Annotated in this window: 20 protein-coding genes; 15 read left to right on the forward strand and 5 right to left on the reverse strand. The window is 63.2% G+C overall.

The window, feature by feature from the left end; genetic code table 11:
* Positions 1–10: 10 nt before the first annotated feature.
* On the forward strand, positions 11–382 hold the full coding sequence (locus tag J5M71_RS18370) for a carboxymuconolactone decarboxylase family protein (RefSeq protein ID WP_063911346.1): 372 nt from the start codon (positions 11–13) through the stop codon (positions 380–382).
* A gap of 117 nt (positions 383–499) precedes the next feature.
* On the opposite strand, the gene J5M71_RS18375 is transcribed toward J5M71_RS18370, so the two are convergent.
* The 4 genes from J5M71_RS18375 to J5M71_RS18390 all read right to left on the reverse strand — a co-directional run bounded on the left by J5M71_RS18375 (position 500) and on the right by J5M71_RS18390 (position 4936).
* Complete coding sequence (locus J5M71_RS18375; protein WP_207834730.1) at positions 500–1858, reverse strand: amino acid permease; 1359 nt, start codon at positions 1856–1858, stop codon at positions 500–502.
* A 56-nt stretch (positions 1859–1914) separates the two neighbouring features.
* Positions 1915–2856, reverse strand: coding sequence for an AEC family transporter (locus tag J5M71_RS18380; protein WP_207834732.1), 942 nt, complete (start codon positions 2854–2856; stop codon positions 1915–1917).
* 263 nt (positions 2857–3119) lie between these two features.
* Entirely contained in the window at positions 3120–3680 is a 561-nt protein-coding gene (locus J5M71_RS18385; protein WP_025337806.1) for a response regulator transcription factor, read from the reverse strand.
* The gene (locus tag J5M71_RS18390) at positions 3680–4936 is read right to left on the reverse strand and encodes an ATP-binding protein (protein WP_087502527.1); all 1257 of its coding nucleotides are present in this window, start codon (positions 4934–4936) and stop codon (positions 3680–3682) included. Before J5M71_RS18390 ends, J5M71_RS18385 begins: the two co-directional genes overlap by 1 nt.
* A 201-nt stretch (positions 4937–5137) precedes the next feature.
* Between J5M71_RS18390 and J5M71_RS18395 the strand changes: the two genes are divergently transcribed.
* From J5M71_RS18395 to J5M71_RS18455, 13 genes are all read left to right on the forward strand, one after another.
* Entirely contained in the window at positions 5138–5854 is a 717-nt protein-coding gene (locus J5M71_RS18395; RefSeq protein WP_015269044.1) for an SIMPL domain-containing protein, read from the forward strand.
* Positions 5855–6240: 386 nt separating this feature from the next.
* The gene (locus J5M71_RS18400) at positions 6241–7866 is read left to right on the forward strand and encodes an ABC transporter substrate-binding protein (protein WP_207834734.1); all 1626 of its coding nucleotides are present in this window, start codon (positions 6241–6243) and stop codon (positions 7864–7866) included.
* A gap of 146 nt (positions 7867–8012) precedes the next feature.
* The gene (locus tag J5M71_RS18405) at positions 8013–9605 is read left to right on the forward strand and encodes an ABC transporter substrate-binding protein (RefSeq protein ID WP_207834736.1); all 1593 of its coding nucleotides are present in this window, start codon (positions 8013–8015) and stop codon (positions 9603–9605) included.
* A 219-nt stretch (positions 9606–9824) separates the two neighbouring features.
* Positions 9825–11204 carry an OprD family porin gene (locus J5M71_RS18410; RefSeq protein ID WP_063911341.1) on the forward strand — a complete coding sequence of 460 codons (1380 nt, stop codon included), beginning with the start codon at positions 9825–9827 and terminating at the stop codon, positions 11202–11204.
* Between the two features lie 77 nt (positions 11205–11281).
* The gene (locus J5M71_RS18415; RefSeq protein ID WP_207834738.1) at positions 11282–12892 is read left to right on the forward strand and encodes an ABC transporter substrate-binding protein; all 1611 of its coding nucleotides are present in this window, start codon (positions 11282–11284) and stop codon (positions 12890–12892) included.
* A gap of 91 nt (positions 12893–12983) precedes the next feature.
* Positions 12984–13994, forward strand: a complete 1011-nt coding sequence (locus J5M71_RS18420) for an ABC transporter permease subunit (protein ID WP_012316108.1) — start codon at positions 12984–12986, stop codon at positions 13992–13994.
* Between the two features lie 10 nt (positions 13995–14004).
* Complete coding sequence (locus J5M71_RS18425; RefSeq protein WP_063911340.1) at positions 14005–14931, forward strand: ABC transporter permease subunit; 927 nt, start codon at positions 14005–14007, stop codon at positions 14929–14931.
* A 10-nt stretch (positions 14932–14941) separates the two neighbouring features.
* Positions 14942–15910 (forward strand): ABC transporter ATP-binding protein, encoded by a 969-nt coding sequence (locus J5M71_RS18430; RefSeq protein WP_207834740.1) that lies wholly within the window; start codon positions 14942–14944, stop codon positions 15908–15910.
* The gene (locus J5M71_RS18435) at positions 15910–16878 is read left to right on the forward strand and encodes a peptide ABC transporter ATP-binding protein (RefSeq protein ID WP_024086321.1); all 969 of its coding nucleotides are present in this window, start codon (positions 15910–15912) and stop codon (positions 16876–16878) included. Before J5M71_RS18430 ends, J5M71_RS18435 begins: the two co-directional genes overlap by 1 nt.
* 371 nt (positions 16879–17249) lie before the next feature.
* Complete coding sequence (locus tag J5M71_RS18440; RefSeq protein WP_144170661.1) at positions 17250–18059, forward strand: nuclear transport factor 2 family protein; 810 nt, start codon at positions 17250–17252, stop codon at positions 18057–18059.
* A gap of 63 nt (positions 18060–18122) precedes the next feature.
* Entirely contained in the window at positions 18123–19529 is a 1407-nt protein-coding gene (locus tag J5M71_RS18445; protein WP_207834748.1) for an FAD-binding oxidoreductase, read from the forward strand.
* A 32-nt stretch (positions 19530–19561) separates the two neighbouring features.
* On the forward strand, positions 19562–19903 hold the full coding sequence (locus tag J5M71_RS18450; RefSeq protein ID WP_063911335.1) for a cupin domain-containing protein: 342 nt from the start codon (positions 19562–19564) through the stop codon (positions 19901–19903).
* A gap of 52 nt (positions 19904–19955) precedes the next feature.
* Complete coding sequence (locus J5M71_RS18455) at positions 19956–21035, forward strand: polyamine ABC transporter substrate-binding protein (RefSeq protein WP_144170659.1); 1080 nt, start codon at positions 19956–19958, stop codon at positions 21033–21035.
* A gap of 133 nt (positions 21036–21168) precedes the next feature.
* Here the strand turns inward: J5M71_RS18455 and J5M71_RS18460 are convergent, their stop codons facing one another.
* Complete coding sequence (locus J5M71_RS18460) at positions 21169–22752, reverse strand: peptide chain release factor 3 (protein WP_003257876.1); 1584 nt, start codon at positions 22750–22752, stop codon at positions 21169–21171.
* Positions 22753–23309: 557 nt separating this feature from the next.
* Here J5M71_RS18460 and J5M71_RS18465 point away from each other — a divergent pair.
* Positions 23310–24023, forward strand: a complete 714-nt coding sequence (locus J5M71_RS18465; protein WP_063911333.1) for an ABC transporter permease — start codon at positions 23310–23312, stop codon at positions 24021–24023.
* Positions 24024–24036 lie beyond the last annotated feature (13 nt).

The raw sequence follows: 24036 nt of genomic DNA on the forward strand, positions 1-24036 counted from the left end.
GGAAAACAACATGGCTGATAGCAAGAAAACCGGCGAACAGATTCGGCGCCAGGTGATGGGCGATGTGTTCGTCGACCGCGCCTTGGGCAATGCCACCGACTTTACCCAGCCACTGCAGGACTTCGTCAACGAACATGCCTGGGGCAGCGTGTGGGCTCGCGACGGGCTGCCGTTGAAAACCCGCAGCCTGATTACCCTGGCCACGCTGACGGCACTCAAGTGCCCGCAGGAACTCAAGGGGCATGTGCGTGGAGCGTTGAACAATGGCTGTACGGTGGAGGAAATTCGCGAAGCGCTGCTGCATTGCGCGGTGTATGCAGGAGTGCCGGCGGCAATCGATGCTTTCCGTGCAGCGCAGGAAGTGATCGACAGTTATCAATAGGTAGCCTGTACCGACCTCTTCGCGGGTAAACCCGCTCCCACAGGTACCGCACAGCTTTCGGAGCCTGTGGGGTCGCTGCGGGAGCGGGTTTACCCGCGAAGAGGTCGGTACTGGTACTTACCTGGCCTGGCGAGCCTTCTTCATCTTGAAGGCCACCCACAGCACCAGGATCCACCCCGGGATCAGCATCACGGAAATGCGAATCGGCGGGGTCAGGTACATCACCACCAGGATCAGCACGATGAATGCCAGGCACAGGTAGTTGGTAACCGGGTGCCCCCAGCTCTTGTAGAACGGGTTAATCCCGGCCGCCAGCTTGGCCTTGCGGAACTTCAGGTGGGTAATGCTGATGCTCGCCCAGTTGATCACCAGCGCCGACACCGCCAGGGCCATCAGCAAACCAAAGGCTTCACCCGGCATCAGGTAGTTGATCAGCACGCACAGCCCGGTGGCGAAAGCCGACACGCCCAGCGCGGTCAGCGGCACACCGCTACGGCTTACCTTCAGCAACTGACGCGGTGCATCGCCCTGGCTGGCCAGGCCGAACAGCATGCGGCTGTTGGCGTACACGCAGCTGTTGTACACCGACAGCGCGGCCGTCAGCACCACGATATTGAGGATGGTTGCCACCAGGTCACTGTCCAGCTCGTGGAAGATCATCACGAACGGGCTGCCACCCTGCACCACCTTCTGCCACGGGTACAGCGACAGCAGCACTGCCAGGGCACCGATATAGAAGATGAGGATGCGGTACACCACCTGGTTGGTGGCCTTGGGGATGCTCTGGCGCGGGTTGTCGGCCTCGGCAGCGGTGATACCCACCAGCTCCAGGCCACCGAACGAGAACATGATCACCGCCAGCGCCATCACCAGGCCGGTGACACCGTTGGGGAAGAAGCCGCCGTATTGCCAGAGGTTAGCCACGCTGGCGTCCGGGCCGCCATGGCCGCTGGTCAGCAACCAGGCGCCGAAGCCGATCATGCTGACGATGGCCACCACCTTGACCAGGGCGAACCAGAACTCCATCTCGCCGTAGACCTTCACCTGGGTCAGGTTGATCAGGTTGATCACCACGAAGAAGATCGCCGCCGTGGCCCAGGTGGGGAAGCCGGGCCACCAGTACTGCACGTAGATGCCCACCGCCGTCAGCTCGGCCATGCCGACCAGCACGTACACCACCCAGTAGTTCCAGCCCGAGACGAAGCCGGCGAACTCGCTCCAGTACTGGTGGGCGAAGTGGCTGAAGCTGCCAGCCACCGGCTCTTCCACCACCATTTCGCCGAGCTGGCGCATGATCAGGAAAGCCATCAGGCCGGCAATGGCATAGCCCAGCAGCACGGAGGGGCCGGCCAGCTGGATGGTCTGGGCGATACCCAGGAACAACCCGGTACCGATGGCCCCGCCCAGCGCGATCAGCTGGATATGGCGATTCTTCAGCCCGCGCTGTAACCGCTCGGGCGTGCTCTGGTCTTGCATGAAGTGTCCTTTAGCTCAGTGAGGCTGTGTTTTTTGTGTTGTTTGCAGTCAAGGATCTAGATCCATCCGCCCCACTGCAAGATGAAAATACCAATGTTGGTGGTGATCGCCGCCATTAGCGTGGTAATCACGATGATCGACGCCGCCAGCTCATGGTTGCCCTTGGCCGCCCGCGCCATGACGTAGCTGGCCGCTGCGGTCGGGCTGCCGATATACAGGAACAGGATGCCCAGCTCGGCCCCACGGAAGCCGCATAGCCAGGCGCCGAGGGTGCCTAACAGCGGGAGCCAGACCACCTTCACCAGGCTGGCGTCGATGGCCAGCCTGCCGCTGGCGCGCAGCGCCGCCAGCGACAGCGTGCCGCCGATGCAGATCAGCGCCAGCGGCAGGGTCATCTGCGCCAGGTAGTCGCCCGAGGTCAGCAGCCAGTTGGGCAGCGGCACCTGGCCGTAGGCCATGGGCGTGGCCACCAGCACACTAATGATCAGCGGGTTGCTGAAAATGCTCTTGCAGATGCTCCACGGGTCGGACTTAAGGTCCGGGCTGTACACCGCCAGCACCACTGCCGACAGCGAGTTGTACAGAAGGATGACCAGCCCGGCGAGCACCGCCCCCAGGGAGATGCCGTAGTCGCCGTACAGGCTGGCGGCCAGCGCCAGGCCGATCACACCGTTGTTGCCGCGAAATGCGCCCTGGGTATAGATGCCCCGGTCTGCCCGCGGGCTGCGCCAGATGGCCAGGCCCCAGGCAATGGCGAAACCGACCAGGGTGGCGACGATGAAATAGAGGAGGACGCCGGGTTTGACCGCCGTGGCCAGGTCGGCGTGGTAGATGCCGAGGAACAGCAGCGCCGGCATGCACACGTTGAACACCAGCTGCGAGGCGACGCGGTTGAAATTGTCGTCGATCAGGCGGATACGTTTGAGCAGCATGCCCATGAACAGCATGGCGAAGACCGGGGCCGTGATGTTCAGTGTCTGGATAAGAAGGGCGAGCATGCGCAAGCGATCCTGGAGGGGGTTGCCGTTAGGCGGCTAATGATACGCCAACGGCCGGGACTTGCGGGGATCGCGGGGTGATAAAGAGAAGTTTCTGTCAGTTGCGGCCCTTTCGCGGGTAAACCCGCTCCCACAGGTACTGCACAGGTCTTGAGGCTTGTGAAATACCTGTGGGAGCACAGGTACTGCACAAGTCTTGAGGCTTGTGAAATACCTGTGGGAGCGGGTTTACCCGCGAAGAGGCCAGTACTGTCAGTACTGAATCAGCGCCGGACCGGGCGCTTCTGCAGTTTGCGCTGCAAGGTCCGTCGGTGCATGCCCAGCGCCCGCGCGGTGGCCGAGATATTGCCCTCGTGCTCGTTCAGCACGCGCTGGATGTGCTCCCACTGCAGGCGGTCGACCGACATCGGGTTTTCCGGCACCAGGGTGTCCAGGTCGGTGTGCTCCGACAGCAGCGCCGCCAGCACGTCATCGGCATCGGCCGGCTTGCACAGGTAGTTGCAGGCCCCGCGCTTGACCGCCTCCACCGCAGTGGCAATGCTCGAGTAACCGGTCAGGATCACCACGCGCATTTCCGGGTCCAGCTCCAGCAGCTTGGGCAGTAGCACCAGCCCGGAGTCGCCGTCCATCTTCAGGTCCAGTGTGGCGTAGTCCGGCAGGTCCTGCTGGGCCAGGATCAACCCTTCCTCGGCAGAGCTGGCAGTGCTCACGCGGAAACCGCGGCGGCTCATGGCACGAGCCATGACCCGGGTGAAGGTGGCATCGTCATCCACCAGCAACAGGTGCGGCAGCTCTTCGCCTTCGACCTGGTTTTCTTCGCTCATCATTCATCTCCTCGCTTGCCATAGGGCAGGCGCAGTTCGGTCAGGGTGCCACCCTGTTCATGACTATAGAGTTTCACCGAACCGCCCGCACGGGTCACGCTGGCCTTGCTCAAGAACAGGCCCAGGCCGAAGCCTTTGCCTTTGGTGGTAATGAAGGGTTTGCCGATGGCTTCGGCGATGGCCGGCGGCACGCCGGGGCCATGGTCGCGGATGCTGATGACGATGTCATGGGTGTCCCAGTCCAGGCGCACTTCAAGGTCATCGGGGCAGGCATCGGCGGCATTGTTCAACAGGTTCAGCAGCGCCTGGGTCAGGTCCGGCGGCGGCGTCAGGCGCGGCACCTGGCCATCGCGCAGGCGCTGGAAGCGGTAGCTGGCTTCCGGGCGCATCAGGTGCCAGCGGTTGAGCGCTTCGTCCAGCCAGGCCGTCACGTCCTGCTCCACAACGGCCAGGCGGCGGTTGGCTTCGGCGGCGCGTACCAGCTGCTGCAGGGTTTCCTTGCACAGCTTCACCTGGTCCTGAAGGATCTGCAGGTCTTCCTGCAGCAGCGGGTCGGCGTGGTCCTGGCGCATTTCGTTCAGCAGCACGCTCATGGTCGCCAACGGCGTGCCCAGCTCATGGGCCGCACCGGCGGCCTGGGTGGCCACGGCCAGCAGTTGCTCGTCGCGCAGGCTCTCTTCACGCCGCTCGGAACGCAGCTGCTCCTGGCGGCGCAGCTCTTCGGCCATGCGTGCGGCAAAGAAGGTAATCACTGCAGCGGCCAAGGCAATACTCAGCCACATGCCGTACACCTGCATCTTGTCCCGCGCCATCGGCAGGCCTTCGAGCGGGTAGAACTGCACCAGCAGCAGGCTGTAGGCGGTCAGGGCAATGCCGGAAAGGATCAGCGAATACAGCCACGGCAAGGTAACTGCGGCTATCGCCAGCGGCACCAGGTAATACGACACGAACGGGTTGGTCGAGCCGCCGGAGTAATACAGCAAGGCACTGTGGATCAGCAGGTCGCAGGCCAGTTGCAGGGCATACTCCAGTTCGGTGACCGGCAACGACAGGCGCAGGCGCAGGGCCGTGAAGGCACACAGCAGCGAAGACAAGGCCAGGGTGCCGGCCAGTGACAGCCAGGGCAAGGGCAGCAGTTCGGTCCAGTAGGCGACGCCCACGGAGCCGGCCTGGGCAGCCAGGACCAGGACCCGAATGATGGTCAGGCGCCAGAGATTCTGACGGGTAGCGGACAGCGGTTGTACGGCGGCGAGCATGAGCTCTCCTGATGAGTGCTCCAGAAAATCGGCTGGAGTATACCGAAGCCGGGCGCCTCGCTGCAGCGATGCGGCAAAGCGCCACACTTTGTCACAGGTTGATGATGGCACTTTTGAACCCACTACACTGTTGCCGGTCTGATGGGCCATGCGTGGAATGGATGACCAGAACCCACGCCTTATATTGCCAAGGAGTATCACATGCAAATCCCACGTCGCGGCACCGCCCTGATCCTGTCCTGCGGCCTGCTCGCCAGCCTGCCGGCGCTGGCTGCCGATGAGCCGCGTTACAACCAGGTCTCGCTGCGCGCCGAAGTCAGCAAGGAAGTGGCACGCGACCTGATGGTCGTGACCCTGTACAGCGAAGCGCAGAACACCGACCCGGGCAAGCTCGCCAAGCAGATCACCGAAACCATGAACAAGGCCGTACAGCAGTCGCGCCAGGTCAAGGACGTGAAGATCAGCCAGGGCAGCCGCAACAGCTACCCGGTGTATGACAGCAAGGGCCAGAAGATTACCGGCTGGCGCGAGCGTGCCGAGCTGCGCCTGGAAAGCGCCAACTTCCCGGCCCTGTCGCAGCTGACCGCCGACCTGCTGCAAGAGCTGAAAATGGGTGGCATGGACTTCTCCATCGCCCCGGCCACGCGCAAGGCCAGCGAGGATGCACTGCTCAAGGATGCGGTGGATGCCTTCAAGGCGCGCGCGCAGTTGGCTACCGAGGCGCTGGGTGGCAAGGGTTACAAAGTGGTCAGCCTGAACCTCAACAGCAGCGGTTACCCACGCCCGTACCTGCGCAGTGCGCCGATGGCGATGAAGGCCATGGGGGCTGATGAGTCGGCACCGGCGCCGGATATCGAGGCCGGGACCAGTGAAGTGAGCATGAATGCCGATGGCCTGATTGAAGTGCAGATGCCTTAACAGATCCACGAAATACCTGTGGGAGCGGGCGAGCCCGCGAAAAAGACACCGCGGTGGATGGCACGGGCTTCGCCCGTGTTCGCGGGCAAGCCCGCTCCCACAGGGATCGCGTCAAATTCAGGGTTTCAGACCTTTCCTACGCACTAAAAAGGTGCTTCCTACAACTTCCCTCGCCCAGAAACATCCCGCAAAAAGCCATCATTTTGCCCGCGCAAACGTTTAACTTCGCTGAAAGTTATACCAATGCGACATCCATGTACGCCCGTACCACTTTTCTGACGCCAATCATCCGTCCCCATATTGCATTGGGAACGCCCCCTGCATAAGTATCCGCAGGTCGGCTCACGAGGCCACCTCAATCGAAAAATGACAAAAATGAGGCCACCATGCTCAAACACGCAGTCCTTCCGTTCCTGCTAGGTGCAGGCTTGCTCTCTGGCGCACCATCGGCCCTCGCCGCATCGAACCTGGTGTTCTGCTCCGAAGGCAGCCCGGCCGGCTTCGACCCGGGGCAATACACCACAGGGACTGACTTTGACGCCTCGGCCGAGACCGTGTTCAACCGCCTGACCCAGTTCGAACGTGGCGGCACTGCCGTCATCCCGGGGCTGGCGACCAAATGGGAAGTGTCGGATGACGGCAAGACCTACACCTTCCACCTGCGCGAAGGGGTCAAGTTCCACACCACCGACTACTTCAAGCCCACCCGCACCTTCAACGCCGACGATGTGCTGTTCACTTTCAACCGCATGCTCGACAAGGACCACCCGTTCCGCAAGGCCTACCCCACCGAGTTCCCGTACTTCACCGACATGGGCATGGACAAGAACATCGCCAGGCTGGAGAAGCTCGACGAGCACACGGTGAGGTTCACCCTCAACGAAGTCGACGCCGCATTCATCCAGAACCTGGCCATGAGCTTCGCCTCGATCCAGTCCGCCGAATACGCCGACCAGTTGCTCAAGGACGGCAAGGCCGCCGACATCAACCAGAAGCCGATCGGCACCGGCCCGTTCGTGTTCAGCAAGTATCAGAAGGACGCGCAGATCCGCTTCAAGGGCAACAAGGACTACTGGCAACCCGACGACGTGAAGATCGACAACCTGATCTTCGCCATCACCACCGACGCCTCGGTGCGCATGCAGAAGCTGAAGAAGAACGAGTGCCAGGTCACCCTGTTCCCGCGTCCGGCCGACATCCAGCCGCTAAAGCAGGACCCCAAGCTGCAGATGCCTGACCAGGCCGGCTTCAACCTCGGCTACATCGCCTACAACGTGATGGACAAGATCAAGGGCAGCAACGAGGCCAACCCGCTGGCCCAGCTGAAAGTCCGCCAGGCGCTGGACATGGCCGTGGACAAGAAAAAGATCATCGAGTCGGTCTACCAGGGCGCCGGCCAGCTGGCGGTCAACGCCATGCCGCCGACCCAGTGGTCCTACGACGACAGTATCAAGGACGCGCCATTCGACCCCGAAAAGGCCAAACAGCTGCTCAAGGAAGCCGGCATCAAGGAAGGCACCGAAATCACCCTGTGGGCCATGCCGGTGCAACGCCCGTACAACCCCAATGCCAAGCTGATGGCCGAGATGCTGCAATCCGACTGGGCCAAGGTCGGCATCAAGGCAAAGATCGTCAGCTATGAATGGGGCGAGTACATCAAGCGCTCCAAGGGCGGCGAACAGGGCGCCATGCTGATCGGCTGGAGCGGTGACAACGGTGACCCGGACAACTGGCTGGGCACCCTGTACGGCTGCGATGCCATGAGCGGCAACAACTTCTCCAAGTGGTGCTACAAGCCCTACGACGACCTGATCAAGCAGGCCAAGGCCACCTCCGACCAGGCCAAGCGCACCGAGCTGTATCAAAAGGCGCAGCACATCCTCAAGGAGCAGGTGCCGATCACCCCGATCGCCCACTCCACCGTGTACCAGCCCATGAGCGTCAAGGTGAAGGACTACAAGATCAGCCCGTTCGGCCTGAACTCCTTCTACGGCGTCAGCGTGGACAAATAGCCTAGCTACGGCACCCGCTAAACGGCGGGTGCCCGCCAACCTCGCCACCTCTTCATGTCGTCCCGCCGCTACCCGCAGCGGGGTCGGCGAACTGTTGCCGCCATTCGTACCCCGAGGCGGCGCAAACAGCCGTAACAGGACTTGCCATGCGCCATACCACCCGCCTTTCCGCCCTGCTGGCCCTGGGCCTGATCAGCCAATCGCCGGCCCTGCTGGCCAACAACCTGGTGTTCTGCTCCGAAGGCAGCCCCGCCGGCTTCGACACCGCGCAGTACACCAGCGCCACCGACAACGACGCCGCCGAACCGATCTACAACCGCCTGGTCGAGTTCGAGCGCGGCGGCACCGCCGTGCACCCTGCCCTGGCGACCCGCTGGCAGGTGTCCGACGATGGCCTGCGCTACACCTTCCACCTGCGCGAAGGGGTGAAGTTCCACAGCAACAAGGCCTTTACGCCGAGCCGCGACTTCAACGCCGACGATGTGCTGTTCACCTTCAACCGCATGCTCGACAAGAACCATCCGTTCCGCCAGGCCTACCCGACCGAGTTTCCCTATTTCATCAGCATGGGCCTGGACAAGAACATCGCCCGTGTCGAGAAAGCCGATCCACTGACCGTGATCTTTACCCTGAACAAGGTCGATGCCGCGTTCATCCAGAACCTGGCCATGAGCTTCGCTTCCATCCTCTCCGCCGAATACGCCGACCAGCTGATGGCCAGCGGGCGCCCCAGCGACATCAACCAGCAACCGATCGGCACCGGGCCGTTCGTGTTCCAGCGTTATCAAAAGGATTCGCAGATCCGCTACAAGGGCAACAAGGCCTATTGGGCACCCCAGGAGGTGAAGATCGACAACCTGGTGTTCTCGATCAACATCGACCCTTCGGTGCGCATCCAGAAGCTGCGCCGCAACGAGTGCCAGGTCACCCTGCACCCGCGTCCCGCCGACCTGCCGGCGCTCAAGGCCGACAGCAAGCTGCAGGTGCAGCAGCAGCCGGGCTTCAACCTCGGCTACATCGCCTACAACACCCAACACCCACCGTTCGACCGCCTGGAAGTGCGCCAGGCGATGGACATGGCGGTGAACAAGCAGGCGATCATCCAGGCCGTGTACCAGGACTCCGGCCAGTTGGCAGTCAACGCCATGCCGCCGACCCAGTGGTCCTATGACGACAGCCTCAAGGACGCGCCCTTCGACCCGGAAAAGGCCAAGCAGCTACTGCAGCAGGCCGGGGTCAAGCCGGGTACCGAGATCACCCTGTGGGCCATGCCGGTGCAGCGCCCGTACAACCCCAACGCCAAGCTGATGGCGGAAATGCTCCAGGCCGACTGGAGCAAGCTCGGCTTCAAGGTGCGCATTGTCAGCTACGAATGGGGCGAGTACCTCAAGCGCATGAAAAGCGGCGAGCACGATATCGCCCTGATCGGCTGGACCGGGGACAACGGCGACCCGGACAACTGGCTGGGCACCCTCTACAACTGCGATGCCATCGGCAGCAACAACTACTCGCTATGGTGCGACCCGCAGTACGACAGCCTGGTCAAGCAGGCCAAGCAGGTCACCGACCGCGCGCAGCGCACCGCCCTGTACCAGCAGGCCCAGCAGCGGCTCAAGCAACAGGTGCCGATTACCCCGGTGGCGCACTCCACGGTCAACCAACCGCTCAGCGTCAAGGTTTCCGGGTTCAAGGTCAGCCCGTTCGGGCGCAATGATTTTTCCGGTGTGAGTGTCGACTGATCTTTAACCCTCAAGGGCCTCTTCGCGGGTAAACCCGCTCCCACAGGTACGGCGCACATGCCGAAACCTGTGATGCCCCTGTGGGAGCAGGTTTACCCGCGAAAGGGCCAACACAACACCCCGATTCAGCCCGGAGACCCCGGGCAACCCTGGCAACACCGCAGCAATCACCCGGCCCACAAGGCCGGCAATAACTAGAAAAGAAAGGGAGCTTTAACCTTGAGAGTATTCACCTTGACCGCACTGGCATTATCCATCAGTGCCTTATCCACCGTGGCCCAGGCCGACCCGCAAAGCCAGGACTACATCCCCATTACCCTCAAAGGCAGCAGCGAGCAGGAGCAGGCCAGTGGCTTCATCGACGGCCAGAGCCTGTCCGGCAGCACCCGTAACTGGTACGCCCGCGAACGCGCCGCACGCGCCCCGCTGTGGAAGTACTACAAGAGCGACGGCACCCGCCACGACACCCACAGCCGCGAGAACTGGGTGCAGGGCACCATCCTCAACTACAGTTCTGGCTTCACCCAGGGCACCGTCGGTTTCGCCGTCGAAGCCGCCGGCTACAACGCCATCGCCCTGCAGCAGAGCCGCGAAGCCGTCGCCGGCCCCAACAACCGCACCCTGACCCACAGCGACGGCGACCCGATCGGCCAGTGGAGCAAGATGGGCCTGGCCAACGTCAAGGCGCGGGTGTCCAACACCACCCTCACCGTCGGCCGCCAGTCGGTGGACACACCGATGATCGCCTACATTGGTAACCGCGCCCTGCCGTCGAGCTTCCAGGGCGCGTTCCTGCACAGTGCCGAATTCGACAACCTGAGCTTCGACCTGGGCACCTTCGACCGCGTCTCGCCGCGTACCGAACAGAGCCTCAGCAAGTTCCGCAGCGAGTACAGTGCCACCGGCGTGGAAACCGACCGCGCCAGCACCGCCGGTATCAACTACCAGCCGTTCAAGAGCCTGAGCACCAGCCTGTACGCCACCAAGGTCGACGACTTCTGGAACCAGTACTACTTCGGCGCCAACCACGTGCTCGGCGATAGCGCTGTACTCAGCCTGAGCACTGGCCTGAACTACTACAAGACCGTCGACGCCGGCAGCAAGAAGATGGGCGAGATCGACAACGACACCTACAGCCTGTCGCTCGGTCTGACCCACCAGGCCCATACCCTCAGCGCCTCCTGGCAGCAGGTGAACGGCAACGAGTACTTTGACTACCTGCACGAAACCAACGGCATCTACCTGGCCAACTCGCTGCTGTCGGACTTCAACGGCCCCAACGAGAAGTCGCTGCAGATCTCCTACGTGCTGAACATGGCGCCGTACGGCGTGCCGGGCCTGAAGTTCAACCTGTACAACGCCCGCGGCTGGGGCATCGACGGTACCCATTACCGCGGCACCGCCTACGACGTGAACGGCCTGGATGGCGAAACCCACTACGAGTGGGGCATCGGCACCAGCTACGCGGTGCAGAGCGGGCCACTGAAAGACACCAGCATCCGCGCCACCTACACCGCGCACCGCGCCAGCAAGGCCCAGGGCGATGGCAGCCTGGATGAGTTCCGGGTGGTGACCACCATTCCATTCAACATTCTCTGACGGCCGGCGCCACGGCCCGCTTCGTTGCGGGCCGTGGCGGCTACGCTGGAATCAATGCAAGCAGGGAGTTTCAACCCATGCAGAAAGCTTTCATGAAATCGCTGCCGCTGCGCCTAGCCCTGGCAGCGCTGGTCCTGGGCAGCGCCACGCAACTGGCGGCCAAACCGCTGGTGGTGTGCACCGAAGCCAGCCCGGAAGGGTTCGACATCGTCCAGTACACCACTGCGGTTACCGCCGATGCCTCGGCCGAGACGGTATTCAACCGCCTGGTCGACTTCAAGCCCGGTACCACCGAAGTCCAGCCGGCCTTGGCCGAGCGCTGGGACATTTCAGCAGACGGCCTGACCTACACCTTCCACCTGCGCCAGGGCGTGAAGTTCCACACTACCGACTACTTCAAGCCCACCCGCGACTTCAACGCCGATGACGTCCTGTGGAGCCTCAATCGCCAGCTCGATCCGAACCATCCATGGCATGACAAGACCAGCGTCGGGTACCCGTACTTCGAGAGCATGGGCTTCAAGGACCTGCTCAAGTCGGTCAGCAAAGCCGACGAGCACACCGTGGTGATTACCCTTAACCGACCGGAAGCGCCATTCCTGCGCGACATGGCCATGGGCTTCACCTCGATCTACTCCGCCGAGTACGGCGACCAGCTGCTCAAGGCCGGCAAGGCTGCCGAGTTGAACAGCAAGCCAATCGGCACCGGCCCGTTCATCTTCCAGCGTTACAACAAGGATGCCCAGGTTCGCTTCAAGCCTAACCCGGACTATTTCCGCGGCAAGCCGCCTGCCGATGCGCTGGTCTTCGCTATCGCTACCGACAGCAACGTGCGCCTGCAGAAACTGCGCGCCAACGAATGCCAGGTGGCACTCTATCCCAAGCCCGATGATGTACCGTCGATCAAGCAGGACCCGAAACTCAAGGTCGAGGAGATCGAGGCCTTGGTCACCGGTTACATCTCGATGAACACCGAACACAAATACCTGAGCGACGTTCGCGTGCGCAAAGCCATCAACATGGCCTTCGACCGCCAGACCCATGTCGACCAATTGTTCGGCAAAGGCAATGCACTGGTCGGCGTGAATCCGTACCCGCCGACCATGATCGGCTACAACAACGAGAACAGAAACCCGCCCCGCGACCTGGCCAAGGCGCGCGATCTGCTCACGCAGGCGGGCGTGCCCGAAGGTACGGTAATCACCCTGTTCACGCGCAACGGCGGCGGCCCGACCAACCCCAACCCGCGTTTGTCTGCCGAGATGCTGCAGGCCGACCTCAAACAGATCGGCCTGAAGCTGGACATCCGCGTGATGGAGTGGGCCGAAATGCTGCGCCGGGCCAAGAAAGGCGAGGCCGACCTGGTGTCCACCGGCTGGGCCGGCGACAACGGCGACCCGGACAACTTCCTCAGCCCGCTGCTCAGTTGCGATGCCGCCAAAAGCGGCGAGAACTATGCGCGCTGGTGCAACCCTAAGTTCCAGGAGTTGATCAGCCGCGCCCGCGAAGTCATCGACAACGACGAGCGTGCAAGGCTCTATAACGAGGCATTGAAAGTGTACGATGACGACCAACCCTGGATCAGCATGGCCCATCCAAAGATGTTCACCGCCATGCGTGACAACGTGGAGGGCTACGTGATCAACCCTCTGACCAACAACAACTTCGCCACCACCAAGGTGAAGTAGAACAACAACGACCGCCGGCAACCCACACGGGAACCGGCGGCACCACCGTAGCGGGCTGATCGCCCCACGGCCTGATGAGGTAACCCCGACAATGTTGAGCTTTATTGCCCGGCGCCTTGGCCTGCTGATACCGACCTTTTTCGGTATCACCTTGCTGACCTTCGCGCTCATACGCCTGATCCCCGGCGACCCGGTGGAAGTGATGATGGGCGAGCGCAGGGTCGACCCCGAAATGCATGCCCAGGCCATGGAGCGCCTGGGCCTGAACAAGCCGCTGCCGGTCCAGTACCTGGACTACGTCGGCAAGCTGGCCCAGGGTGACCTCGGTGAATCGCTGCGCACCCGCGAGAGCGTGTGGAGCGAGTTCCTCACCCTGTTCCCGGCCACCCTCGAACTGGCCTTCGCCGCCCTGCTGTTCGCCGGCATCGTCGGCCTGCTGGCCGGGGTGATCGCGGCGCTCAAACGCGGTTCGCTGTTCGACCACGGGGTGATGGGCATTTCCCTGGCGGGTTACTCGATGCCGATCTTCTGGTGGGGCCTGATCCTGATCATGTTCTTCTCGGTAAGCCTGGGCTGGACCCCGGTATCCGGGCGCATCGACCTGCTCTACGACATCGAGCCGAAGACCGGCTTCATGCTCATCGACACCCTGCTCAGCGACGAGGAAGGCGCGTTCAAGGACGCGGTGATGCACCTGATCCTGCCGGCCATCGTGCTCGGCACCATCCCTCTGGCGGTGATTGCCCGCATGACCCGCTCGTCGATGCTCGAAGTGTTGCGCGAGGACTACATCCGCACCGCCCGCGCCAAAGGCCTGTCACCGGCCCGCGTGGTGTTCGTGCACGGCCTGCGCAACGCGCTGATCCCGGTACTGACCGTATTCGGCCTGCAGGTCGGCACGTTGCTGGCCGGTGCAGTGCTGACCGAAACCATCTTTTCCTGGCCGGGCATCGGCAAGTGGCTGATCGAAGCCATCGGTGCCCGTGACTACCCCGTGGTCCAGAACGGCATCCTGTTGATCGCCTGCCTGGTGATCCTGGTCAACTTCGTGGTGGATATCCTCTACGGCCTGGCCAACCCACGCATCCGTCATCAGCGCTGAGGCCCTCGCCATGACTAGCCCGATTCCGAAATCCGTCACGCCGGCCAGCCCGGTGGACCAGAGCCTGCTCTACCCCTCGCCGTACAAAGAATTCTGGCAAGCCTTCGCGCGCAACAAAGGCGCGGTGATGGGCCTGGCCTTCATGTGCCTGGTGGTGTTCTGCGCGCTGTTCGCGCCGTGGGTCGCCCCGCACGACCCGAGCGAGCAGTACCGCGACTTCCTGCTGACCCCGCCGGTGTGGCTCGAAGGCGGCAGCTGGCAGTTCATCCTCGGCACCGACGAGCTGGGCCGCGACCTGCTTTCGCGGCTGATCCAGGGCGCACGGCTGTCGCTGCTGATCGGCCTGTCGTCGGTAGTGATGTCGTTGATCCCGGGCATCCTGCTCGGCCTGCTGGCCGGTTTCTTCCCGCAACTGCTCGGCCCGTCGATCATGCGCCTGATGGACGTGATGCTGGCGCTGCCCTCGCTGCTGCTGGCGGTGGCCATCGTCGCCATCCTCGGCCCAGGCCTGATCAACACCGTGATCGCCATCGCCATCGTATCGTTGCCATCCTATGTGCGCCTGACCCGCGCCGCCGTGATGGGCGAGCTGAACCGCGATTACGTCACCGCCGCACGCCTGGCCGGTGCCGGGCTGCCACGGCTGATGTTCGTCACCGTGCTGCCCAACTGCATGGCACCGCTGATCGTGCAGGCCACCCTCAGCTTCTCCTCGGCCATCCTCGACGCTGCCGCCCTGGGCTTCCTCGGCCTTGGCGTGCAGCCGCCGACCCCGGAGTGGGGCACCATGCTGGCTTCGGCCCGTGACTACATCGAGCGCGCCTGGTGGGTGGTGAGCCTGCCCGGCCTGACCATTCTGCTCAGTGTGCTGGCAATCAACCTGATGGGCGACGGCCTGCGCGATGCGCTGGACCCGAAACTCAAGAACGCCGCCTGAGGAGAACGCCATGTCACTGTTGCAGATCAACAACCTGAACGTGCGCTTCGGCGACGCCACTGCGGTACCGGTGGTCGATGGCCTGGACCTGACGGTGGAGGCCGGCGAGATCCTGGCCATCGTCGGCGAATCCGGCTCGGGCAAGTCCGTGACCATGATGGCCCTGATGGGCCTGATCGATGCCCCGGGGCGCATCACTGCCGACGCGCTCACCTTCGACGGCACCGACATGCTCAAGCTCAGCGGTCGCCAGCGACGCAAGGTGGTGGGCAAGGACATCGCCATGGTCTTCCAGGACCCGATGACCGCGCTCAACCCCAGCTACACCGTGGGTTACCAGATCGAGGAAGTGCTGCGCCAGCACCTGGGCCTGAAGGGCAAGGCCGCGCGCCAGCGTGCCCTGGAGCTGCTGAAAAAGGTCGAGATCCCGGCGGCCGAAAGCCGCCTGGACGCCTACCCGCACCAACTGTCCGGCGGCATGAGCCAGCGCGTGGCGATTGCCATGGCGATTGCCGGCGAACCCAAGCTGCTGATCGCCGACGAACCCACCACTGCACTGGACGTGACCATCCAGGCGCAGATCATGGAGCTGCTGGTCAACCTGCAGAAAGAGCGCAACATGGCGCTCATCCTGATCACCCACGACCTCGCCGTGGTCGCCGAAACGGCCAGGCGCGTATGCGTGATGTACGCCGGCCAGGCCGTGGAAGTGGGCCAGGTGCCGGAGCTGTTCGACGTGCCTGCCCACCCCTACAGCGAAGCACTGCTGGCGGCGATTCCCGAGCACAGCATCGGCGCCGAGCGCCTGGCCACCCTGCCCGGTATCGTCCCCGGCCGCTACGACCGCCCCGAGGGCTGCCTGCTGTCACCGCGCTGTCCGTACGTGCAGGACAACTGCCGGCGCCAGCGCCCGCCCCTCGATCCCCAGGCCCATGGCCTGGTGCGTTGCTTCTACCCGCTGAACCAGGAGGTGGCGTGATGGCCGTCGTTCTATCCGCCCGGGAGCTGACCCGGCATTACGAAGTCTCTCGCGGGCTGTTCAAGGGCCACGCCCTGGTCCGCGCGCTGAATGGCGTGTCGTTCGAACTGGAGGCCGGCAAGACCCTGGCCGTGGTCGGCGAGTCCGGCTGCGGCAAGTCGACCCTGGCCCGCGCCCTGACTCTGATCGAAGAGCCGTCGTCCGGCTCGCTGCAAATTGCCGGCACCGAAGTGAAAGGCGCCAGCAAGAGCGAACGCAAACAACTGCGCCGCGACGTGCAGATGGTGTTCCAGAGCCCCTACGCCTCGCTCAACCCTCGGCAGAAGATTGGTGACCAGCTGGCCGAGCCGCTGCTGATCAACACCTCGCTGAGCAAGGCCGAGCGGCGAGAAAAGGTGCAGAAGATGATGGAACAGGTCGGCCTGCGCCCCGAGCATTACCAGCGCTACCCGCACATGTTCTCCGGCGGCCAGCGCCAGCGTATCGCCCTGGCGCGGGCGATGATGCTACAGCCCAAGGTGCTGGTAGCGGACGAGCCGACCTCGGCGCTGGATGTGTCGATCCAGGCCCAGGTGCTGAACCTGTTCATGGATTTGCAGAAGGAGTTCAACACCGCCTATGTGTTCATCTCGCACAACCTGGCGGTGGTACGGCATGTGGCCGATCAGGTGCTGGTGATGTACCTGGGGCGGCCGGCGGAGATGGGGCCGAAAGAGGATATCTACGAAAGGCCGTTGCACCCGTATACCCAGGCGTTGCTGTCGGCGACGCCGGCGATTCACCCGGACCCGTTGAAGCCGAAGATTCGTATTGCCGGGGAGTTGCCCAACCCGCTGAACCCGCCGGATGGCTGTGCGTTTCACAAGCGCTGCCCGTATGCGACCGAGCGGTGTGCCAAGGAGGTGCCGGCGTTGCGGCAGGTGAGTACGCGGCAGGTGGCCTGCCACTATGCGGAGCAGTTCCTCTAGATCGGTATGACCTTCTTCGCGGGTAAACCCGCTACCACAGGTGTTTCACAGCATTCGAAATCTGTGCGCTCCCTGTGGGAGCGGGTTTACCCGCGAAGGGCCGCAAAGCGGCCCCGGGGATCTCAATGCATGAAGAACCAGATCAGGATAATCACCGGAATCGGCACCCCAATCATCCAGAGCAGTATCGAGCGCATGGTCTTTCTCCTTGTTCGATGTTGAACAGACCGGTGCACTCGCCATGCCATCCCTGTCAAAAAATCACACTCAACCGAATCAACGGCTTACTCCCCAAGCCGCTTGGCGAAACCGTGCAATATGCCGGATCCGCACCCTTGCAGCTGGGTGTTCTGCAATGCACTATCAGGCTCATGACCGCCACTACCCTCCCCGACGGCCCCGAGCAGACCCCGCTCACCGCCGACACCGTGCTGCGCTACCACCTGTGCTGGAAGCACCGCGACCTCGACGGCGTCATTGCGCTCTACCACCCCGACATCCAGTACCACGACTTCTTCCAGAACCGCGTGCTCGGCTACCAGGAACTGCGTGACTACGTGCGCGCCTGCCTGCCCCATGAAGCCGGCGAAGACATCGTGCACAGCGACCGTATCCGCGTCGACGGCTGCACCGCGTTCATCCAGTACCAGGTCACGGTCCAGGGCGGCGATGGCCTGGTAGCGTTCCAGTCCAGCGAGGCGATCACCGTCAAGGACGGCCTGATCTGGCAAGTCAACGAGTACGCCACGCTGGTCCGCCAGAACGGCAGCGGCCACACCAGCAGCGGCCCGCGCCCAGCCACCAGCCGCCTTGGCCTGTCCCCCCGACAACTGTCGACCATGGCTCAGGACCTGGAGCACTACTTCCAGCGCCAGCGCCCCTACCTGGACCCGGAGCTGGACCTGCAGCAGGTGGCCGACGCCAGCGGCTACAGCCGCAACCAGATCTCCTACCTGCTCAACCAGGTGCTCGGGCAAAGCTTCTACCGCTACGTCAACCAGGCCCGCCTGCAGCACCTGATGGCCAGCCTCGATGACGACAGCGTCGAGGCGACGATCGACGAGCTGGCGTTCAATGCCGGTTTCAACTCGCTGTCGGCGTTCTACAAGTGTTTCCGCGAACACACCGGGCTTACGCCCAAGGCCTACCTGAAGCAAATTTCCCTGCGTGCACGCACGTAGGACAGCCGCCCGCCGACACCACTACGATCGCCACAGACCTTGACGGATGTGGAGCCGAACCCGATGCAACCCCTGCGCACGCTCAGCCTGTGGATGGACCAGCTTGACGAGCCGCTGTGCGCCCGCCCGGCCCTGCGCGACGACCTGGAAGCGGATGTGTGCATCATCGGCGCTGGCTACACCGGCCTGTGGACCGCCTACTACCTCAAGCGTCAGGCGCCACAGCTGAACATCGCCGTGATCGACGCCAACATCGCCGGCTTTGGCGCCTCGGGGCGCAACGGCGGCTGGCTGATGGGCAACCTGCTCGGCGAAAACCGCCTGCTCGCGACCCTGTCGCCGCAACAGCGGCGCACCAGCATCGACCTGCTGCATGGCATTCCTGATGAAGTACACCGCGTGCTGCAACGCGAGGGCATTGACTGCGATTACCGCAAAGGCGGCGTGCTGTACTGCGCCGCACGCTACCCGGAACAGGAGCGTAGCCTGCGCGCCTACCTCGACGACCTTTATCGTCAGGGCATGACCGAGGACGACTACCGCTGGCTGCGCCCCGAACAGCTGGACGCCCAGTTGCGGGTCAGTAATGCCTATGGGGCCATCTACAGCCCGCACACCGCAACTATCCAACCCGCCAAGCTGGCGCGTGGCCTGGCCCGAGCGGTAGAAGCGCTGGGCGTACCCATCTACGAAAACACCCCGGCCATCGACTGGCAGCCCGGTGAGGTGCGTACCCCGTTGGCGCGCATTCGCTGCCAATGGATGGTACCCGCCGTGGAGGGCTACGCCGCCAGCCTGCCGCCACTGGGCAAACATCAGCTGCCGGTACAGAGCCTGTTGGTGGCCACCGAGCCATTGCCGGAGGCCACCTGGGAACAGATCGGCCTGAACCAGGGCCAGGCGTTCAGCGAAAGCAGCCGCCAGGTCACCTATGGCCAGCGTACCGCCGACAACCGCCTGGTATTCGGCGCCCGTGGCGGCTACCGCTTCGGTGGCCGCCTGCGCGAAAACTTCAACCTCACTGAACAGGAAATCGAGCTGCGCCGCTATCTGTTCAGCGAACTGTTCCCGCAGCTGAAGCACGTGCGCATCACCCATTCGTGGGGCGGCAACCTGGGCATGGCACGGCGCTTCCACCCGCACATGCTCTGCGACCGCCAGCGCGGCATCGCCCTGGCCGGCGGCTACGGCGGCGAGGGTGTCGGCGCCACCAACCTGGGCGGGCGCACCCTGGCGGCGCTGATCCTCAACCAGCACAACGAACTGACCGCGCAACCCTGGGTGCTCGACAACCGCCCGCTTTCAAGCCTGGCCAGCTGGCCACCCGAGCCCTGCCGCTGGCTGGGCTACAACGCAATCATCCAGAGTTTCGTCCACGAGGACCGGACCCTCGCCAATCCCGCCTGCGCGTCGTGGAGGCGGCGCCTGGCCAGCAGTCTTGCGGACTTCATGGAAGGTTTCATGCACTGACTTCCCTTTCCCCGACACAGGATTCACCGGTCATGAACATCACCCAGTTCAAGAACAGCGACAGCGCCGTGCTCGATAGCTCCAACCCCGTTGCGGTACCACTCGGCGAGCCCGTGGCGGTGACCTCGGTCACCTGCGTGGAACGCAGCGACGGCGTCGAAACCGGCATCTGGGAGTGCACCCCCGGGCGCTGGCGGCGGCAGATCGTGCAGCAGGAGTTCTGCCATTTCATCAAGGGCCGCTGCACCTTCACCCCCGACGGTGGCAAGCCGCTGCTCATAGAAGCCGGAGACGCACTGATGCTACCGGCCAACAGCACCGGCACCTGGGACATCCAGGAGACCGTGCGCAAGACCTACGTCCTTATTTTCTGATCCGCTGATCGCCTGCCTTCGACAACAACAGACAAAGCAAGGTAACCCCGACATGCGCACGCTCCTTCTCGCCCCCCTGATGCTGGCCGCCAGCGTGGCCGGCGCCGCCGAAACGGTGAAGATCTACAACTGGTCCAGCTACGTCGCCCCCGACACACTGAAGAACTTCCAGCAAGCCAGCGGTATCGTGCCCACCTACGATGTTTACGACAGCAACGAAACCCTCGACGGCAAGCTGATGACCGGCAACTCCGGCTACGACGTGGTGTTTCCGTCCAACCATTTCATGGCCCGGCAGATCCAGGGCAAGGCCCTCAAGCGCCTGGACAAGTCGCAACTGCCCAACTGGCACAACCTCAACCCGGTGCTGCTCAAGGCGCTGGAGGTGAACGACCCGGGCAACCAGTACGGCTTCCCCTACCTGTGGGGCAGCACCGGTATCGGCTACAACATCGACAAGGTCAAGGCGGTGCTCGGGGACAACGCGCCACTGGACTCATGGGACCTGATCTTCAAGCCCGAATACATGAGCAAGCTGAAAACCTGCGGCGTCGCCGTGCTGGACAACGGCCCCGAACTGTTGCCGATCGCCCTGCACTACCTGGGCCTGCCGCACCACAGCCAGAACCCGGCGGACTACGACAAGGCCAAGGCGCTGTTGATGCAGGTGCGGCCGTACATCAGCTACTTCCACTCATCGAAGTACACCGGCGACCTGGCCAATGGCGATATCTGCGTGGTGGTGGGTTTCTCGGGGGATGTGCTGCAGGCGAAGAATCGCGCCGAAGAAGCGAAGAACGGAGTGAACGTGGGGTACTCGATCCCGAAGGAAGGCGCGCCGATGTGGTTCGACATGGTCGCCATGCCGGCCGATGCGCCGGATGAAAAGGCCGGGTATGCCTACATGAACTACCTGCTGCAGCCGCAGGTGATGGCCAACATCAGCAACCATGTGCAGTACGCCAACGGCAACCTCGAAGCGGACGGGCTCGTGGAACCGGCGATGAAGGGCAACACGATGGTTTACCCGAGCGAGGAAGTGATGGGCAAGCTGTATGCGCTGGAGGCAATGCCGGCGAAGATCGACCGTATCAGAACCCGGATCTGGACCAGTATCAAGGCCGGGAATTAATTTCGGTCTTAGCACGGTCCCTGTGGGAGCGGGTTCATCGGAGCGCCGAACCGCCGCGAATGCGATATTGAATTCACCGACGCATTCGCGGGTGAACCCGCTCCCACAGGGTCAGTTGGCAGGCTCTCGAAAATCAGTGGTGCTCGCGGGTAGCGCGGAACTTGATGTCCGGCCAGCGCTCTTCCATCAGCGACAGGTTGACCCGGGTCGGCGCCAGGTAGGTCAGGTGCCCGCCACCGTCGATGGCCAGGTTTTCCATGGCCTTGTTCTGGAATTCCTCGAGCTTCTTCTTGTCGTCGCAGCCGATCCAGCGCGCCGACCAGACGGTGATCGGCTCGTAGGCGCACTCGACCTTGTACTCTTCCTTCAGGCGGCTGGCGACCACGTCGAACTGCAGCACACCGACCGCACCGAGGATGATGTCGTTGCTGCGCTCCGGGAAGAACACCTGGGTCGCGCCCTCTTCGGCCAGCTGCTGCAGGCCCTGACGCAGCTGCTTGGATTTCAGCGGGTCCTTCAGGCGTACGCGGCGGAACAGTTCCGGGGCGAAGTGCGGGATACCCGTGAAGCCCAGCGCCTCGCCTTCGGTGAAGGTGTCGCCGATCTGGATGGTGCCGTGGTTGTGCAGGCCAATGATGTCGCCGGCATAGGCCTCTTCCAGTTGCTCACGCTCGGAGGAGAAGAAGGTCAGCGCATCGCCGATACGCAGGTCCTTGTTGATCCGCACGTGGCGCATCTTCATGCCCTTCTCGTACTTGCCCGAGCAAATGCGCATGAAGGCGATGCGGTCGCGGTGTTTCGGGTCCATGTTCGCCTGGATCTTGAACACGAAGCCGGTGAACTTCTCTTCCACAGGCTCGACGGTACGCTCGTGGGCAACACGGCCCAGCGGGCGCGGCGCCCAGTCGACGACTGCGTCGAGCACGTGGTCGACACCGAAGTTGCCCAATGCAGTACCGAAGAACACCGGAGTCAGCTGGCCGTTGATGAACTCTTCCTGGTTGAACTCGTGGCAGGCCCCCTGCACCAGCTCCAGCTGCTCGACGAACGAGTCGTACTGGTCGCCCAGATGAGCGCGGGCCTCGTCCGAGTCCAGCTTCTGAATGATCTTGGCTTCGGTGCGCTCGTGGCCGTGGCCCGGGGTGTACACCACGATGTAGTCACCGGTCAGGTGGTACACGCCCTTGAAGTCGCGGTAGCAACCGATCGGCCAGGTGATCGGTGCCGCCTTGATCTTCAGTACCGCTTCGATCTCGTCGAGCAGTTCGATCGGGTCGCGGATGTCACGGTCGAGTTTGTTGATGAAGCTGACGATCGGCGTGTCGCGCAGGCGGCACACGTCCATCAGGGCGATGGTGCGTGGCTCTACACCTTTACCGCCATCGAGCACCATCAGCGCCGAGTCCACCGCGGTCAGGGTGCGGTAGGTGTCTTCCGAGAAGTCTTCGTGACCGGGGGTGTCGAGCAGGTTGATCATGTGCTCGCGGTACGGGAACTGCATCACCGAGGTGGTGATGGAGATGCCGCGCTGCTTCTCCATTTCCATCCAGTCGGAGGTGGCGTGGCGGTCGGACTTGCGCGACTTCACGGTACCGGCGACGGCAATGGCCTTGCCCATCAGCAGCAGCTTCTCGGTGATGGTGGTCTTACCGGCGTCGGGGTGGGAAATGATTGCGAAAGTGCGGCGCTTCGCGACTTCGGCGGCCTGGTTGGTCATGGGAAATCGCCTGACTGGGGGATTTAAAAGGGGCGATATCATACCTGAAGTTGGGCCGGGACCAAAACCTGAGGAATGAGTGGTGCTGTGCCGGCCTCTTCGCGGGTAAACCCGCTCCCACAGGGACTGCACAGCGTCCAGGTGCGGTGCAGTCCCTGTGGGAGCGGGTTTACCCGCGAAAGGGCCGGCTCAGGCAAAGCCGATTCCACAGGCAATCGCTTTATCACGATAAATGGCCACAGGTCAGTTATTTCAACGCTTGTAGCGAATCAATACGCTGTTTTTTCTCGCCATATTTCGATACACCCAGTGATTAGCACTGGCCAAATGCCGCCCCAGATGGGAACCTTTACGCCCACGGAGACGTCCACTCCCCTGCAACCCGCTTCGGTTGGGGAGCTGTTTTCATCAGCATTTTCGGGCCCGACGGGGTTCGGCTCATGGCCTGATCGCAGCCTTCGGCGTGCGTCATGCTGCTACTCGCGAACACACCACCCGCCGCCAGGACTGGCCGGCAACCAAGAAGTGTGCTCGCCGACTACACAAGGAGTCCGCCTGTGGCAAAACGCTACGGAAAAGGGCTGTTGGGATGGGCCGCCGTGCTCGTCATCCTGGCCCTGCTGGTCCACTGGATCGGCATCGACACGATCACGCGTTATCGCGACGATCTTGGGTTCTACCTGCAAGCGCACCTGGTCCTGGTGCTGGCTTCGATGGCGGCGGCGCTGGCCGTGGGCATCCCCGCCGGCATTGCGTTAAGTCGACCGCAGCGGGTCGACAAAGCCGAGCGCTTCATGCAGTTGTTCAACGTTGGCAACACCATCCCTCCCCTGGCCGTTCTGGCCATCGCCCTGAGTATCCTGGGCATCGGCGCCGGGCCTGCAATCTTCGCCCTGTTCCTCGCCTCCCTCCTGCCCATCGTGCGCAACACCTACGAGGGCCTGAAAAACGTCCCCGCCTCGCTCAAGGAAGCCGCCACCGGCATCGGCATGACCCCGCGCCAGCAACTCTGGCAGGTTGAGTTGCCCAACGCCGTGCCGATCATCGTCGGCGGCGTGCGCGTGGCCCTGGCGCTGAACGTGGGCACCGCACCGCTGGCCTTCCTGATCGGCGCCAACAGCCTGGGCAGCCTGATCTTCCCCGGCATCGCCCTGAACAACCAGCCACAGCTGCTGCTGGGTGCCGCCTGCACCGCGCTGCTGGCGCTAGTGCTGGACGCGGCGGTGAGTTTCTCCAGCAAGCGCTGGCTGGAACGTGGCCTGGCTGGATAACAAGAGGGAACGT

The sequence above is a fragment of the Pseudomonas sp. 43(2021) genome (assembly GCF_017490805.1).
Classification (GTDB): Bacteria; Pseudomonadota; Gammaproteobacteria; order Pseudomonadales; family Pseudomonadaceae; genus Aquipseudomonas.